Annotated in this window: 14 protein-coding genes; 7 read left to right on the top strand and 7 right to left on the bottom strand. The window is 70.9% G+C overall.

The window, feature by feature from the left end; all coding sequences use genetic code 11:
* Positions 1 to 10: 10 nt before the first annotated feature.
* Positions 11 to 733, top strand: a complete 723-nt coding sequence (locus ASD30_RS01975; RefSeq protein WP_056676208.1) for an IclR family transcriptional regulator — start codon at positions 11 to 13, stop codon at positions 731 to 733.
* A gap of 134 nt (positions 734 to 867) precedes the next feature.
* Here the strand turns inward: ASD30_RS01975 and ASD30_RS01970 are convergent, their stop codons facing one another.
* The 5 genes from ASD30_RS01970 to ASD30_RS01950 form a co-directional block, all read right to left on the bottom strand.
* On the bottom strand, positions 868 to 1,593 hold the full coding sequence (locus tag ASD30_RS01970; protein WP_082563493.1) for an SGNH/GDSL hydrolase family protein: 726 nt from the start codon (positions 1,591 to 1,593) through the stop codon (positions 868 to 870).
* On the bottom strand, positions 1,593 to 2,063 hold the full coding sequence (locus ASD30_RS01965) for a methylated-DNA--[protein]-cysteine S-methyltransferase (protein WP_327152710.1): 471 nt from the start codon (positions 2,061 to 2,063) through the stop codon (positions 1,593 to 1,595). Before ASD30_RS01965 ends, ASD30_RS01970 begins: the two co-directional genes overlap by 1 nt.
* Before the next feature lie 13 nt (positions 2,064 to 2,076).
* Positions 2,077 to 3,555, bottom strand: a complete 1,479-nt coding sequence (locus ASD30_RS01960) for a DNA-3-methyladenine glycosylase 2 (RefSeq protein ID WP_056676203.1) — start codon at positions 3,553 to 3,555, stop codon at positions 2,077 to 2,079.
* A 109-nt stretch (positions 3,556 to 3,664) separates the two neighbouring features.
* Positions 3,665 to 4,120 carry a helix-turn-helix transcriptional regulator gene (locus tag ASD30_RS27020; protein WP_056676200.1) on the bottom strand — a complete coding sequence of 152 codons (456 nt, stop codon included), beginning with the start codon at positions 4,118 to 4,120 and terminating at the stop codon, positions 3,665 to 3,667.
* Positions 4,105 to 6,390 (bottom strand): AAA family ATPase, encoded by a 2,286-nt coding sequence (locus ASD30_RS01950; protein WP_056676190.1) that lies wholly within the window; start codon positions 6,388 to 6,390, stop codon positions 4,105 to 4,107. Before ASD30_RS01950 ends, ASD30_RS27020 begins: the two co-directional genes overlap by 16 nt.
* A 269-nt stretch (positions 6,391 to 6,659) precedes the next feature.
* Here ASD30_RS01950 and ASD30_RS01945 point away from each other — a divergent pair, with 269 nt between their 5' ends.
* Together ASD30_RS01945 and ASD30_RS01940 are read left to right on the top strand one after the other, a co-directional pair.
* Positions 6,660 to 7,745 (top strand): class I SAM-dependent methyltransferase, encoded by a 1,086-nt coding sequence (locus ASD30_RS01945; protein WP_056676188.1) that lies wholly within the window; start codon positions 6,660 to 6,662, stop codon positions 7,743 to 7,745.
* Complete coding sequence (locus tag ASD30_RS01940) at positions 7,745 to 9,919, top strand: alpha/beta hydrolase (protein ID WP_235532476.1); 2,175 nt, start codon at positions 7,745 to 7,747, stop codon at positions 9,917 to 9,919. Before ASD30_RS01945 ends, ASD30_RS01940 begins: the two co-directional genes overlap by 1 nt.
* 118 nt (positions 9,920 to 10,037) lie before the next feature.
* Here ASD30_RS01940 and ASD30_RS01935 read toward each other — a convergent pair whose 3' ends face one another.
* Together ASD30_RS01935 and ASD30_RS01930 are read right to left on the bottom strand one after the other, a co-directional pair.
* Positions 10,038 to 10,715: a response regulator gene (locus ASD30_RS01935; protein ID WP_056676185.1), complete on the bottom strand. Its 678-nt coding sequence runs from the start codon at positions 10,713 to 10,715 to the stop codon at positions 10,038 to 10,040.
* A 10-nt stretch (positions 10,716 to 10,725) separates the two neighbouring features.
* Positions 10,726 to 12,339: a sensor histidine kinase gene (locus tag ASD30_RS01930; protein WP_056676182.1), complete on the bottom strand. Its 1,614-nt coding sequence runs from the start codon at positions 12,337 to 12,339 to the stop codon at positions 10,726 to 10,728.
* A gap of 96 nt (positions 12,340 to 12,435) precedes the next feature.
* On the opposite strand from ASD30_RS01930, the gene ASD30_RS01925 reads away from it, so the two are divergent.
* Genes ASD30_RS01925 through ASD30_RS01910 form a run of 4 tightly spaced genes read left to right on the top strand, consistent with a single transcriptional unit; the run spans position 12,436 to position 15,912 of the window.
* Positions 12,436 to 13,425, top strand: coding sequence for a Bug family tripartite tricarboxylate transporter substrate binding protein (locus tag ASD30_RS01925; protein WP_056676179.1), 990 nt, complete (start codon positions 12,436 to 12,438; stop codon positions 13,423 to 13,425).
* On the top strand, positions 13,422 to 13,940 hold the full coding sequence (locus ASD30_RS01920) for a tripartite tricarboxylate transporter TctB family protein (RefSeq protein ID WP_056676176.1): 519 nt from the start codon (positions 13,422 to 13,424) through the stop codon (positions 13,938 to 13,940). The genes ASD30_RS01925 and ASD30_RS01920 overlap by 4 nt, the downstream gene beginning before the upstream one ends.
* Complete coding sequence (locus ASD30_RS01915; RefSeq protein ID WP_056676171.1) at positions 13,940 to 15,517, top strand: tripartite tricarboxylate transporter permease; 1,578 nt, start codon at positions 13,940 to 13,942, stop codon at positions 15,515 to 15,517. Before ASD30_RS01920 ends, ASD30_RS01915 begins: the two co-directional genes overlap by 1 nt.
* Positions 15,514 to 15,912 carry a universal stress protein gene (locus ASD30_RS01910; RefSeq protein ID WP_056676168.1) on the top strand — a complete coding sequence of 133 codons (399 nt, stop codon included), beginning with the start codon at positions 15,514 to 15,516 and terminating at the stop codon, positions 15,910 to 15,912. The genes ASD30_RS01915 and ASD30_RS01910 overlap by 4 nt, the downstream gene beginning before the upstream one ends.
* Positions 15,913 to 15,930 lie beyond the last annotated feature (18 nt).

Genomic DNA, 15,930 nt, shown 5'->3' with positions numbered 1-15,930 from the left:
GTATTGCCATATGGACAACTCTAGCGGAGTCGGCGTTCTCGACAAAGCCGCCCTGGTGCTCGCCGCACTGGAGGCCGGCCCGGCCACCCTTGCAGGACTGGTCGCAGGCACGGGGCTGGCACGACCGACGGCACACCGCCTGGCCGTGGCCCTCGAACACCACCGCCTGGTGGCCCGCGACATGCAGGGCCGCTTCGTCCTCGGACCGCGCCTGGCCGAGCTCTCCGCCGCCGCCGGCGAGGACCGCCTGCTCGCCGCCGCCGGTCCGGTCCTGGCCCGCCTGCGTGACATCACCGGCGAGTCCGCACAGCTGTGGCGCCGCCAGGGTGAGCACCGCGTCTGCGTCGCTGCCGCCGAGCGTCCCAGCGGCCTGCGCGACACCATCCCGGTCGGCTCGCAGCTGACCATGCGCGCGGGTTCCGCCGCCCAGGTGCTGCTGGCCTGGGAGGACCCCGAGCGCATGCACCGCGGCCTGCAGAACGCGGCGTACTCCGCCACCGCCCTCTCGGGCATCCGGCGCCGCGGCTGGGCGCAGTCTGTCGGCGAGCGTGAGCAGGGGGTGGCCTCGGTCTCCGCACCGGTGCGCTCCCCCAGCGGCAAGATCATCGCGGCGGTGTCCGTCTCCGGCCCGCTCGAGCGGCTTTCCCGTCAGCCCGGCCGGATGCACGCACCCGCTGTCATTGCCGCCGCCGAGCGGCTCTCCGAGTCACTCCGCCGCGCCGCCGCCGAGTGACCACGAACCGTGCATTCTTGATGCGCGAGCCGTGGATTGTTGCGCTTCGAACCGTGGGTTCTTGATGACTGTGCCGCCACCGCGACACTCGAGCATCACCCTGTAGGCCAGCTCGAGAGTGCCAGCAGACTGGCTCACAACAGGCGGTGGATCTCGTCGGCGAAGGCCGCGTGCACGGCCTCGGACGGATGGAACCCGTCAGAGGCGAACGGCCTCTCGACGTCGAAGGCGGGACCGTTCAGGGGCAGGTGCTGAACGCTCGGGTACGACGACACGATCGACCGTCCGGCGCGGTCGAGTGCCCGTGAACGCAGGCCCATCACCGAACGCAGCGGTCGCGGCAGACGCGTGAACATCGACATGTCCGGCACCCCGAGGAGCACGACCTGGGCGCGCGGCGCCGTACGGCTGAGGGCGTCGAGCAGGGCAGTGAGCTCAGCGCGCCAGCGTCGCGTGGAGTGCAGCCCCTTCGCATCGTTGACACCCACCGACAGCACCACGACGTCGGCGGAGGCGAGCTCCGCCGCACGTGAGTCGACCAGGTCGAGCACACCGCCCGCGGTCAGGCCTGACTGCGCGACCACCGCGCGTCGTACGGCGTGACCGTCCGAGAGCAGGCCGGCCAGCCGACCCGCGAGCGTGGCGGCGTGGTGGGCGATCCCGACACCGGCAGCCACGGAGTCACCGAGCACCACCAGATGCAGCGGTGCACCGGAGAAAGGACCACGGGTGTCCTCGAGACCGTCGGCCTCGGGCAGTCGCTCGATGGTGCGCCGGGCGCTGACGCCCTGCACGGCGACGAGTCCGACCGCACCGGCGACCAGGGACAGGGGCACGAGCAGCAGCCGGACAGCACCCATCAGAAGAGGGCCTCCTGCTCGATGTCGAGCAGCGTCTGCTTGCGCTCCACTCCCCCGGCGTAGCCGGTGAGAGAGCCGTCCGCACCGATCACCCGGTGGCACGGGATGACGATCGGGATCGGGTTGCGCCCGTTGGCCAGACCGACCGCGCGCGATGCCGCGTTCGTGTGGCCCAGGCGATGCGCGATCTGACCGTACGACGCGGTCTCTCCGTGCGGGATCAGCTGGAGCTCCTTCCAGACCCGCTGCTGGAACTCGGTGCCGTGCGGGGCCAGGGGAAGGTCGAAGTCGGTCAGGTCGCGAGCGAAGTACGCCGCCAGCTGCCGGACCGTCTCGACGAGCACCGGGTGGTCGTCATCGCGGGCACCGAGAGGTCGCCCGTCACTGGGCTGGCGGAACGGCGAGAACTCGATCGCCGACACCGCGCCCTCGCGTTCGATGATGCGCAGCTCGCCCACGGGCGAATCCATCAGGGTCCACATGTCAGTTCATCTCCTCTGGGTGGGCGAGCGAACGCCACAGGTACATCAGTGCATAGGAGCGCCACGGGCGCCATGGTTCCGCGATGCCGTCGGCGTCCTTCGGGTCGGCGCCGAGGCCGGCCAGCGCATGGCGCACGGCCACGTCGGTAGGCAGGAACACGTCGGGATCGCCCAACGCCCGCATCGCTATGTAGTCGGCCGTCCACGGCCCGATGCCGGGCACGGCCAGGAGCCCACGGCGTACGTCGGCGCGGTCGGCCCGGCGGTCGAGGCTCACCCGGCCGTCGGCCAGGGAAGCGCACAGTTCGGTGAGCGCTCGACCCCGGGCGCGGGGCATCGGCAGGTCCTCGGGATCGAGCGCCGCCAACGCAGTGGCCGTCGGGAACAGGGTCGTGAGTCCGTCGGACCCCAGCTCGTCGGGCAGCGGCACACCGTGGGCCGCGGCCAGTCGGCCGGCCACGGTTCGGGCCCCGGCGACACTCACCTGCTGGCCCAGGACCGCGCGGACGGCGATCTCGTCGCCGTCGACGTGACCGGGCACCCGGAGTCCGGGCAACGCGCGGACCAGGGCACCGACCAGCGGGTCCTCGACCAGTTGGTCAGCGACCGCCATCGGGTCGCAGTCGGCGTCGAGCAGCCGGCGGACGCGCTCGACGGCAGCTGACGTGTCGCGCAGGTCGGCCAACCGGAACGTCGCCGACACCAGCGCGATGCCTCCCTCGTCGACGGCGTCGTCGAGCTCGAGGTGCACGGTGCCGGGTCCGTAGGGCAACGCCAGCGCCCGGGCATACCACCCGTCGCCGACCGCCTCGACGCCCGGAATCGCTCGCAGGGCAAGGAAGTCGAGCAACGCGCGTCCCGCGAACGGCGTCCGCACGGCCAACCGCATCGACAGCTGTCCGGCCGCTCCGCGGGAGGGCGTACGACGACCGCGCAGGTCGGTCGGCGACGACGCATAGACCTCGCGGATCGTGTCGTTGAACTGGCGGATGCTGGAGAACCCGGCGGCGAACGCGACGTCCGCGAACGTCATCGTCGTCGTCTCGACGAGGATCCGCGCGGTCTGCGCGCGGCGGGCCCTGGCGAGGGCGAGGGGGCCGGCACCGAGCTCGGCGTTGAGGATGCGGGTCAGGTGTCGCGAGGTGTATCCCAGCGACGTGGCGAGCCCCTCGACGCCGTCGCGGTCGACCACGCCGTCGGCGATGAGACGCATCGCGCGACCGGCCACGTCGGCGGCGACATCCCAGTCAGGACTGCCCGGAGTGGCATCGGGAAGGCAGCGCTTGCAGGCCCGGAAGCCCGCCGACTGTGCAGCGGCGGCGGTCGGGAAGAACGAGACGTTCTTCGAGGCCGGGGTGCGCGCCGGGCACGAGGGGCGGCAGTAGATGCCGGTCGTGTGCACCGCCGTGTAGAACACCCCGTCGAAGCGGCGGTCCTTGCTCTTCACGGCCCGGTAGCAGGCCTCGGTGTCGGTGAACATGGCTCCATCCTGCCGCACCCACGAAGCCCGTTCTAGCGGAAATCAGACACGGCCATCGGGAGCGAGCTCGCGACGGTTCGATCAGAACTCGCGACGGGTCGATCAGAACTCACGACAGGTCGATGTGTGAACGGAGCTCGGCCCGTGTGTGGATGCCGAGCTTCATGTAGACGTGCCGCAGGTGGTACTCCACGGTCTTCGGGCTGAGGAACAACGCCGCCGCCGCTTCACGGGTGGTGCGGCCGGCGCCGAGCAGACCGGCGATCTGCAGCTCCTGCGGGGTGAGCAGGTCGATGCTCCGGTCTCCGCGACGATGTGGCTGCTCCCCCGTGGCCTCGAGCTCGGCCGCTGCCTGCTCGGCCCACGGGCCGGCACCCAGTTCCTCGAACGTCGCCAGCGCCTCCCGAAGGACCGGCCGCGCGGCCACCCTGCGCCGGGACCGGCGGTGCCAGGACCCCACCGCCAGTTGGGTCCTGGCTCGCTCGAAGAGGTCGGGGCTGCCGTCGTGCAGGGACAGCGCCGCGTCGAAGTGTGCTGACGCCCCGCCCCCTACCAGCAGCGCCAAGGTGCGCTCCGCACGCGCGATCGCCCACGGTTGCCCCTTCGCCAGCGCCCGGGACCGATACACGGCGGCGATCTCCCCGGCCTCGGCCGCCCGACCGAGCCGAACCAGCGCTTCGGCCCGTTCTGGTCCCGGGGACAGGTCGACGTCAAGCAAGCCGATCCGCGACAACAGGGACTCGAGCGCCTCGAAGTGGCCGAGCGCCTCGTGGGCGCGCCCGGCCCCGAGGGCGAGGTCTCCCAGCGCGGACAACGCCCAGGCACGCGCCAACGCAATGCCGTGTCCATCGGCCAGTGTGCTGGCCTCGTCGGCGTCGCGACGGCAGTCGTCCGCCTGCCCCATCCGGCCGACAGCCAGGCGCGACCGGCCAGCGACATCGCCAGGTCGGTGGTCTGCCCCGACTCACGGGCCAGCACCACCGCCTCGTGGTAGACCGCCAGGGCACTCGACCACCGGTCGGTGGTGGCGTGGTCGCGGGCCACGTGGAAGAGCAGGGTGGGCAGCGTCCCCAACGCACACCTGTCGCGCAGCTCCTGCACGACGTGGTCGACCAGGTCCCGTCCGGTGCTCGACTCACGCAGGAACAAGGAGCCCAACACCATCCACCCGGGGCGACGCAGGTCGTCGCTCCACCAGGTGCCCTGCTCCAGCTCCTCGACCGCCGAGCGGATCAGCTCGATGCCCGGCTCACCGGCGAGCACCCGCGCCATGCCGATCGTCATCCGACCACGCACTTCGACGTACGTCGACGTCACCGAGTCCAGGAGCGCCTCGAGCCGGGTGGCTGCGGCAAGTCCCTCCGCGGTCGCGCCCAAAAGGAAGCACGCGTTGATCTGGTCGGCAGCCAGCATCGCGGCCGCATCGGGGTCGGTGACGGCGAGGGCGAGGCTGGCCCGACGCAGGAGCGTCCCGGCCAGATCGAGCGAGCCGGCCCGCATCTCCAGGTTGCCGCGCACACCGTCCACCGCGGCACCCAGCTCCGAGCCCGGAGCCACCTCGGAGGCGTGCTCGAGCAGGGTCTCTGCCCGAGCCAACTGCCCGGCCAGCCACGCCGCCTCCCCCGCAAGGAGCAGTCGCTGAGCCGTCGCCCGCACGCTCCCGCTCAGTGCCGCTGCCCGCTCGTACGCCGTGGCCGCGACCGAGTGGGCGCCCCGGCCGGCCGCCCGGCTGCCCACCTCGGCCAGCAGGCCACCGACGTGTTCGTCGACGCCGATCACGGTCTCGCTGAGATGCCAGGCCCTCCGGTCGGGGTCCGACTGGGGCTGGGAGTGCGCGACAGCCAGATGGGCACTCCTCCGCTCTGCCGGCGAGGCGGCCCCATAGGCACTGGAGCGCACGAGCGGATGGCGGAACGTGATGCCGCCGGACGAGAGGGCGACGAGTCCGACCTCCTCCGCGGCGGTCAGGTCACCGATGCTCGTGCCCAGCTCAGTGAGCGCACGACCGACCACGGCGGCGTCAGCTTCGGCGATCGAGGCGATCAGGAGCGCCGTCCTCGTGCGCGCGGGCAGGGCGAGGACCCGCCGTCCGAACTCACCCAGCAGCCGGTCCGGCACGGTCAGGGGCGTGGTCGGCGCCAACCGGTCGATCGCATCGACCTCCTCCGCCAGCTCCACGACGGCGAGCGGGTTCCCCGCGGTAGCCCGGTGCACCCGGGCGACGGTGTCGGGTGCCACGGGAGCGTTCGCGGAGTCGGCGAGCAGCCGCGCCACGGACTCGGGCGGCAGCCCTTCGAGCTCCAGGCGTGGAAGGTCGGAGTCGAAGACCGGTGTGCCCGTGGTGGGTCGCGTCGCCACCACGACCGCGATCGGGTCGGCCATCAGTCGGCGGCTGGCGAAGACGAGGGCCTCCGCCGAGGGATGGTCGAAGAAGTGGGCGTCGTCGACGAGCAGGAGCAGGGGCTCCTCCTCCGCACAACGGCTGAGCAGTCCCAGGGTGGCTGCACCGACCGCGAACCTGTCCCCCGCCGTACCCTCGCGCAGCGCCAACGCCACCTCCAGGGCCGTGGCCTGGGGACCCGGCAGGGCCGGGAGCAGGTCGAGCAACGGCAGCAGGAGCTGGTGCAGTCCCGCGAACGCGAGACCGCTCTCCGACTCCACCCCGTCAGCCTTCAGGATGCGCACCGACTCGGCCTTGTCGGCCAGGTTGCGCAGCAGCGTCGACTTGCCGATCCCCGGCTCGCCCGTCACGACGAGCACGCCGCTCTGCTGGATCCGGGCGCCGCCGACCAGCCTGTCCAGGGCCAGGATCTCGGCGTCGCGCCCGACCAGCATCTTCTGATCGTACGGACACCAACGCTAGCGAGTGATTCCAAGGGGTGCCGGATCAGCGAGCGGTCCATCCGCGCCCGATCCGGCAAGGCGGACGAGCGAAGGCGGGACGGAGTCCCGTCGAGTCGAGGACAACGCCGCCGGTCGGGATGCGGGGCATCGCGCGCCCGGCACTTCCCCTTGGAATCACTCGCTAGGTGGGTCACCGGATTCGGAGCGGCCACGTCCGGCGTCACTGTGGGCAGCACATCCACCACCGGAGGAGCACCGACATGAGCACCATCGACCAGACCCCCGCCAGCACCGCCGTCGACCCCGACAAGCTGATGGCCTTCGTCTTCCGCGCCGTCGAGGAGGTGGGCGCCGGCCTCAACGGCGCCCTCGTCGTGATGGGCGACCAGCTCGGCTACTACCGGAGCCTCGCCGATCACGGGCCGACCACCGCGGCCGAGCTGGCCGAGCGCACCGGGACGGAGCCGCACTACACCCGCGAGTGGCTCAACTGCCAGGCCGCCGGCGCCTACGTCACCTACGACCCCGACACCGGGCGCTACACGCTCCCGCCCGAGCAGGCGGTGGCGATGACCGACAGTGAGAGTCCGGCGTACCTCCCGGGGCTGTTCCAGACCGCGCACGGCTCGATCCGCGACGCGCACCTGATCGTCGAGGCCGCGCGCAACGGCGACGGCTTCGGCTGGGGCGAGCACAACGGCGACGTGCACGTCGGGTGCGAGCGGTTCTTCCGCCCGGGGTACGTCGCCAACCTCGTCGGCGCCTGGTTGCCCGCACTCGAGGGCGTCGTACCGCGTCTGGAGGCCGGAGCGACCGTCGCCGACATCGGTTGCGGGCACGGCGCCTCGACGATCCTGATGGCCCAGGCGTTCCCCAGGTCGAGCTTCGTCGGCTCCGACTACCACGCCGGGTCGATCGAGACCGCCCGCTCGCGGGCCGAGGACGCCGGTGTCGGCGACCGGGTCTCGTTCGTCACCGACGACGCGCGGGCCGTGGACGGCGGCTTCGACCTCGTCACCACGTTCGACTGCCTGCACGACATGGGTGACCCGGTCGGCGCCGCCCGCAACATCCGGCGCACCATCAAGGACGACGGCACCTGGATGATCGTCGAACCGGCCGCCGGCGACCACGTCGAGGACAACCTCAACCCGGTCGGCCGCGCCTACTACGGCTTCTCGACCCTGCTGTGCACGCCGTCGTCGCTGGCCCAGGACGTCGGTCTCGGACTCGGTGCCCAGGCCGGCCCGGCCCGGATCAGGGACGTCGTGACCACCGCCGGGTTCACGCAGTTCCGGGTGGCTGCCGAGACGCCGTTCAACAAGGTGTACGAGGTGCGGCCCTGATGGGTCTGGCAGGCCCGCTCGTGCGGGAGCACGATGGGGAGATGGTGCAGGAGCAGCGCCGTGCCCGGTCACCCGACCGGACCGGGACCGCGGTGAGGGACTGGGTGTCCCTCGCCTGGGAGGTGTACGGCGACGGGCCGGTCACGGTGCTGCTGATGCCCACCTGGTCGATCATCCCGTCGAGGTTCTGGAAACTGCAGATCCCATACCTGGCGCGGCATTTCCGGGTGGTCACCTTCGACGGTCGCGGGAGCGGGCGCTCCGGGCGGCCGTCGGGCGCGGCGGCGTACGCGAACCTCGACTACGCCGCCGACACGGTCGCGGTGATGGACGCCACCGACACGGACTCCGCCGTGCTGGTCGCCCTGTCCTGTGCCGTGACCTGGTCGGTGCACGTGGCGGCCGACCATCCCGAGCGGGTCCGGGGCCTGTTCGCGATCGCCCCGTCGTGCGGGTTGGCGGTGGCCGACCCCGCCCGCGAACGGTTCGCCTGGGACCAGCGGCACGACACGACCGACGGGTGGGCGGCGTACAACAAGCACAACTGGCTGGAGGGCGACTACGACGGCTTCCGCCGGTTCTTCTTCGAGCAGATGTTCTCGGAGCCGCATTCCACCAAGCAGATCGAGGACTGCCTGCTGTGGTCCGCCGACATCACCGCACAGACCCTCTGCGACACGACCGCCGGTCGCCTGGGGCTGGAGGGTGCCGTCAACGAGCCGCTGGAGCCGGTCTGCGCCCGGGTCACCTGTCCGGTCGCCGTGGTGCACGGCGACCGCGACCGGATCCGGCCGTGGGGTGTCGGGAAGCGGCTGGCCGAGCTGACGGGTGGCTCGTTCACCCTTCTGGAAGGCGTGGGCCACGGTCCGCCGGGCCGGCAGCCCGTGCTGGTCAACACGATGGTCCGCGCGTTCGTCGAAGGGCTCGGCCGTCCGCCTGTACGACGTACGTGGCAGCGCGCGCTCGACCGGCCGCGCCGGGTGCTCTACCTGAGCTCGCCGATCGGGCTCGGTCACGCCCGGCGCGACGTCGCCATCGCCGAGGAGCTCCGCCGATGCTGCCCCGGCCTGCAGGTCGACTGGCTGGCCCAGCATCCCGTCACGACGGTTCTCGAGGCCGCCGGCGAACGCATCCACCCGGCCTCGCAGTGGCTGCTCAACGAGTCGACCCACATCGAGGAGGAGGCCAGCGAGCACGACCTCCATGCCTTCCGCACCATCCGCCGGATGGACGAGATCCTGGTCAACAACTTCATGGTCTTCGACGACGTCGTGGGTGAGGAGCACTACGACCTCGTGGTCGGCGACGAGGCGTGGGACGTCGACCACTTCCTCCACGAGAACCCTGAGCGCAAGCGGTTCGCCTACGCCTGGATGACGGACTTCGTGGGGTGGTTGCCGATGCCGGACGGTGGTGAGGAGGAGGCCCGCCTGACCAGCGACCACAACGCGGAGATGATCGAGCAGCGGGCCAGGTTCCGTCAGCTGCGCGACCGGTCGGTGTTCGTCGGCAACCCCTCCGACATCGTCGACGGTGCGTTCGGTCCGGGCCTGCCGGGGATCCGTGAGTGGACCGAGCAGAACTTCGACTTCGCGGGCTACGTGACGGGATTCGAGGCACCGACCCGGCCGGAGACCGAGCGGCTGAGGCGATCGCTGGGCTACCGGCCGGAGCACAAGCTGTGCGTGGTGACGGTCGGCGGCTCCGGCGTCGGTGGACCCTTGCTGCAACGGGTCCTCGACGCGGCGCCACTGGCCCGGCGGCTGCTGCCCGAGCTGCGGTTCCTCGTGGTCTGCGGGCCGCGGATCGACCCCGCCTCGCTCCCCCGCCGCACCGGAGTACGGGTTCGCGGCTACCTGCCGCGACTCCACGACCACCTGGCCGCCGCCGACGTCGCCGTGGTCCAGGGCGGCCTGACCACGTGCATGGAGCTGGCCTCGGCCCGGACCCCGTTCCTCTACGTCCCGCTGGAGCACCACTTCGAGCAGAACTTCCACGTCCGGCACCGCCTGGAGAGGTACGGCGCGGGCCGGCACCTGTCGTACGGCGAGGCGTCCGATCCGGGCTTCCTGGCAGAGGCGATCGTCAAGGAGCTGATGGTCGAGCAGCACGTGCTGCCGGTGGAGTCCGACGGTGCCGCGCGGGCCGCCGCAATGCTCGCCGAGCTCCTCTGACCGACCTGTCGCCACTTCTCGTTGACCTGTCGCCAGTTCTCGTTGACCCGTCGTGAATTCGAGAACTCACGACGGGTCRACCCGAACTCACGACGGGTCGACCCGAACTGGCGACGGGTCAACGGGGGTGGTAGCGACGTTCTGGGCGGCCGGCACCGCCGTACCTCAGCCGCACGTCGAGCTGGCCGGTGAGCGCGAAGTACTCCAGGTAGCGGCGTGCGGAGACCCGCGAGATGCCGACTGCCTCGGCGCACTCCGCGGCCGAGAGGTCGCCGCGCTCGCGCAGCGCGGAGAGCACGCTGTCGGCGGTCTCCGGGCTGAGGCCCTTGGGCAAGGCCGAGGACCGGGCGGAGGCCACCGGGGAGAACACCGCGTCGATGTCCTCCTGGTCGGCGGCGGTGTCGTCGGTCAACGCCCGCTGGGCCGAACGGAAGGCCTCGAGTCGCACCCGCAGGTCGTCGTACCCGAACGGCTTGACCAGGTAGTGCGCGGCGCCGTTGGCCGCGGCCGCGCGCACCGTGTCGGCCTCCCGTGCGGCGGTCACCATCACGACGCCGACGTCGTTGCCGCCACCGCGCAGCGTGCGCAGCACGTCGATGCCGGTCATGTCGGGCAGGTGCACGTCGAGCAGCACCAGCTCGGGGGCGAGCCGCTCGATCTCGGCCAGCGCGGAGGCACCGGTCGCGGCGACCCCGACCACCTGGAAGCCGTCGGTGCGCTCCACGAACTTCGTGTGGATCGAGGCGACCATGAAGTCGTCGTCGACGATCAGCACCGTCACGTCGGCGTCACTCATGCCAAGTCCCTCATGTTCTGGCTTCCAGCGGCAGTCGGGCGGTGAAGACCGCGCCCTCGTCATTGTGCACCGAGACCATGCCGCCGCGTCTCTCGCACACCACCTGCACGAGGGCGAGCCCGACCCCCCGACCGCTCGCGTCGCTGGGTTTCGTGGAGTAGCCGCGGCGGAAGATCTCGGTCGTGTCGGTGACGCCGGGGCCGGTGTCGGCGACCTGCACGAGCACCACGGCGTCGTCGAGCAGGACGTGTACGTCGACCCGCCGACCGCCCGACGCGACCGTGGCGTCGACGGCGTTGTCGACGAGGTTGCCCAGCACCGTGCCGACATCGGCGGAGAGGTCGGGGTCAAGGCGCGGCAGCGACGAGTCGCCGGCCAGCACCATCGTCACACCACGCTCGGCGGCGAGGCTGGACTTCGCGATCAGCAGTGCGGCCACCGCCGGGTCGTCGACCCGCTTGGTCACGAACTCGCTGATCTCCGCGCGCTTGCGGGTGAGGTTGCCGATCAGCGCCGACACCTCGGCGTACTCCTCGAGCTGGACCAGCCCGGAGATCGTGTGCAGCTGGTTGTTGAACTCGTGGGTCTGGGCGCGCAGGGTCTCGGTGATCGACTCGCGGGCGCTCAGCTCGCTCTGCATGGCCAGCAGCTCGGTGCGGTCGCGCAGTGTGGTCACCGTGCCGACCTGGCGCCCCTGCTCCATCACGCGGTTGCGGTTGAGCACGATCACGCGACCGCCCACGACCAGCACCTGGTCGTGCACGTCGTCGGTGCCCTCGAGGGCCGCCCGCACGTGCTCGTCGAGCGACAGGTCCGCCACCCGTGTGCCCTCGTCGGCCCGGTCGATGCCGAGCAGCTCGCGGGCACTGTCACTGAGCACCGTCATCGTGCCGTCGGGTGCCACCACGACCACGCCCTCGCGGATCGAGTGCAGCACCGCCTCGCGCTGGTCGGCGAGCGCGGCGATCTCGACCGGCTCCAGGCCACGGGTGCGCCGCTTGATCAGGCGGGAGAGCAACCACGCACCCAGAAGCCCGACGGCCAGGCCGATGCCCAGGAAGCGCGCCAGGTCGGGCAGCCAGCGGTCGACCCGGTCGGCCAGCGTGGGGTAGGGCTCGGAGACCATCACGATGCCGACGACCCGGGGCGGCTCGTTCTGCGCCCGCGGCGGCACGAACACGACCGGCACCTGGGCGGCGAACGCGCGCTTGCCGTCGACGGTCACGTCGCCGGTCCACATGCGCATCTCCTGTACGTCGGAGTGGTCGAGGTCGAGCTGCCGTCCGACGTCGTCGGGGTCGACCGACATCACGATCGTGCCGTCCGGGCTGGCGAGTGCGACGTACGTCGCGGCGTTGCGCGACTGCGTGGTGGCGACGTAGCCGGCCAGCGACTCGAAGATGTCGCCACTGGTCAGGCTGCTGCGGATCGGCTCCAGGTTGGCCAGCTGCTGGGCCGACGCGCGCAGCGTCGTACCCCGGTCGTCACGGAACTCCGAGTCGCTCTGCCGGGTCAGCACGACGGCCGCGAAGGCCAGCACGACGAGCAGCACCATCAGCTGGAGGGCGAGGAACTGGCCGGCCAGGCTCAGCCGGATGCGTCCGCGTCGGACTGGTGACCACAAGTTCCACAACCTCCTTTGGTTCCGCAAGGGTGACGCCCGCCACATCATTCACCACTATCGGGTTGTCCCATTCTCTCGCCCATCGAAGGAGCTGTGATGTCGTCCCGCTCCACGACAACCCGCTGCGTGGCCGGCCTCGTGCTGGCCATGGTCGGCATGTTCGCCACCGGGTGTGGGGTCACCCGCGGTGACCCCTCCAAGGACATGACCATGCTGATCCCCAACGCCCCCGGCGGCGGCTACGACCAGACCGGCCGTGCCGCGGTCGCCGTGATGGAGGCCCAGGACATCACCGGTGGCACCTTCGAGGTGCACAACATCATCGGCGCCGGCGGCACCGTCGCCTTCTCCCAGCTGATGCGCTCCGACGACGACCACACCATGTTGACCGTCGGGCTCGGCGTGGTCGGGTCGGCGTACTCCTTCGGCCTCGACGACAAGCTGCAGGACGCCACGCCCCTGGCCCAGCTGATCGAGGACCAGGAGGGAGTCCTGGTGCCGGCCTCATCGCCGTACAAGACGATCGACGACTTCCTCGAAGACTGGAAGAAGCACCCCGACAGCATCGCGGTCGGCGGCGGCTCCTCCCCCGGCGGCCCGGACCACCTCTTCCCGATGCAGCTGGCCGAAGCGGTCGGCATCGAGCCGCGGGACGTGCGCTACGTCCCCTACGACGGCGGTGGGCCGCTGACCAGTGCCCTGCTCGGAAAGAAGATCAAGGTCGGCTTCTCCGGCCTCGGCGAGTTCGAGGGGCAGATCGAGGAGGGCGAGCTGCGGGTCCTGGCCGTCTCCGGCGAGGAGCGGCTGGACGGCGAGCTGTTCAGCAAGTTCCCCACCCTCAAGGAGTCAGGCGTCGACCTGGTCTTCACCAACTGGCGCGGAGTGCTGGCGCCGCCCGGCATCTCGGACAAGCGTCGCGACGAGATGATCGCCTACCTCGAGGAGATGCATGACAGCCCCGAGTGGCAGAAGGCGCTCAAGGACAACAAGTGGATCGACGAGTTCAAGACCGGTGACGAGTTCGAGACCTTCCTCGAGGAGCAGAACACCCGTGTCGACGACACCATGAAGGAGTTGGGACTGTGAGCACGCAGACAGTCGACCCGGCCGCACCGGCGGCCACGTCACAGGACCGGGCGCAGTACGGCGTCGCCGCCCTGCTGTTCGCGATCGGCGCCTACACGCTCTACGACGCGACCACGCTGACGGTCGGGTTCGCCGACCCGGTCGGGCCGAAGATGTTCCCCTACGCCATCGGCGGCGCGATGGTCGTGCTGTCGCTGCTGCTGGTCGTCGCGACCGCCCGCGGCGACAAGCCCGAGGCCGAGGGCGGTGAGGACGTCGACCTGACGCATCCCGCCGACTGGCTGACGGTCGCGAAGCTGATCGGCGTCCTGCTGATCACCATCGCCACGGTGAACTGGCTCAGCTGGGCCATCTCGGGCGCCTTCCTCTTCGCCGGCGCCGCCTGGTCGCTGGGCAGCCGCACCCTGATCCGCGACATCCTCGTCGGGATCGTGATGTCGGTCGGCAGCTGGTACGGCTTCTACGTCGGGCTGGGCATCCCGCTCACCCCCGGCATCCTGGACGGGATCCTCTGATGGACAACCTCGGACTGCTCGCGGACGGCCTCGGCGCCGCCCTCACCCCTGAGAACCTCATGTACGCCGCCATCGGCGTTCTGCTCGGCACCTTCGTCGGCGTGCTCCCCGGCATCGGCCCGGCCATGGCCGTCGCCCTGCTGCTGCCCGTCACGTTCGGCCTCGAGCCCACGCAGGCGTTCATCATGTTCGCCGGCATCTACTACGGCGGCATGTACGGCGGCTCGACGACCTCGATCCTGCTGAACACACCGGGTGAGTCCTCATCGGTGATGACGGCGATCGAGGGCAACAAGATGGCCAAGAAGGGCCGGGCCGCCCAGGCCCTGGCCACCGCGGCCATCGGCTCCTTCATCGCCGGCACGATCGGCACCCTGCTGGTCGTGTTCTTCGCCCCGATCCTGGCCGACGTCGCGGTGACCATCGGCGCCCCGTCGTTCTTCGCGATCATCGTCTTCGCGATGGTGCTGGTGACCAGCCTGCTCGGCGACGCCCGGCTGCGCGGCTTCATCTCGCTCTTCCTCGGCCTCACGTTCGGGCTGGTCGGCATGGACCTCAACACCGGGCAGCCGCGACTCACGTTCGGTCGCCCCGAGCTCGGTGACCGCCTCGACATCGTCATCGTCGCGGTGGGCATCTTCGCCCTCGGCGAGGCACTCTGGGTCGCTGCGCACCTGCGCCGCAAGCCGCTGGAGATCATCCCCGTCGGCCAGCCGTGGATGGGCAAGGACGACTGGGGTCGCTCCTGGAAGCCGTGGCTGCGCGGCACCGCGATCGGCTTCCCGTTCGGCGCCATCCCGGCCGGTGGCGCGGAGACGCCGACCTTCCTCTCCTACATCCTCGAGCGGAAGCTGGCCCGGAAGAAGGACGAGTTCGGCCACGGCGCGATCGAAGGCGTTGCCGGTCCGGAGGCGGCCAACAACGCCTCTGCCGCCGGCACGTTCGTCCCGCTCCTGGCGATGGGCATCCCGGTCACGGCCACCTCGGCGGTGATGCTCGCGGCGCTGACGTCGTACGGCATCCAGCCCGGGCCGCAACTGATGACCGACCAGGCCGACCTGGTCTGGACGCTGCTGGCCAGCCTCCTGATCGGCAACGCCCTGCTGCTGGTGCTGAACCTGCCGCTGGCTCCCCTGTGGGCCAAGCTGCTGGCGATCCCCCGCCCGTACCTCTACTCGGGGATCCTGTTCTTCGCCTCGCTCGGTGCGTACGCCGCCAGCCAGCGCGCGTTCGACATCTTCCTGCTGCTGGTCTTCGGGATGGTCGGCTTCATGATGCGGCGCTTCGCCTTCCCGGTGCTGCCGCTGATCATCGGTGTCATCCTCGGGCCGCTGATGGAGACCCGGTTCCGCGAGGCGCTGGCCATCTCCGGTGGCGACCTCTCGGCGCTGTGGAGCGAGAACCTGGCGATCGTGCTCTACGTGCTGGCCGCCCTGGTGATCATCGTGCCGATGGTGACGAAGCGCCGGCGTCCCGCCTCCGGCGACGACGTCACGGGCGGACCGGGAGGCAGGTCCGACGACGGATCGGACGCTGTTGACGCAACTGACGAGGAGAAGGAGCTGGTGCAGCGATGAGCACGACGATCGTGGTCGGCTGGACGCCCGACGAGTACGGCGAGGTGGCGGTGGAGCGGGCGCTCGACGAGGCCAGGCTCCGCGACGCAGACCTCGTGCTGGTCAACGGCAGCCGGGGAGACGCCTATGTCGACGAGCACTTCGCGACCGCCAAGCAGCTGGCCGAGCTCGAGCAGCGGCTGGCCGGGGCGGGCGTGGTTCACGAGGTGCGCCAGAAGGTCGGCACCGACGTCGCCGAGGCGATCCTGGCCGTCGTCGACGAGACCAGGGCCGACCTGGTGGTGCTCGGGATCAAGCGACGCAGCCCGGTCGGCAAGCTGCTGATGGGCAGTGTCGCGCAGAAGGTGCTGCTGGGTGCCGAGTGCGCCGTACTCACGGTGAAGCCGCCGCGCTGAGCCTTCGCCTGTGACCGG

The sequence above is a fragment of the Nocardioides sp. Root140 genome (assembly GCF_001426745.1).
In the GTDB taxonomy this organism is placed as follows: domain Bacteria; phylum Actinomycetota; class Actinomycetes; order Propionibacteriales; family Nocardioidaceae; genus Nocardioides.
This window is presented reverse-complemented; position numbering and strand designations above follow the sequence as displayed.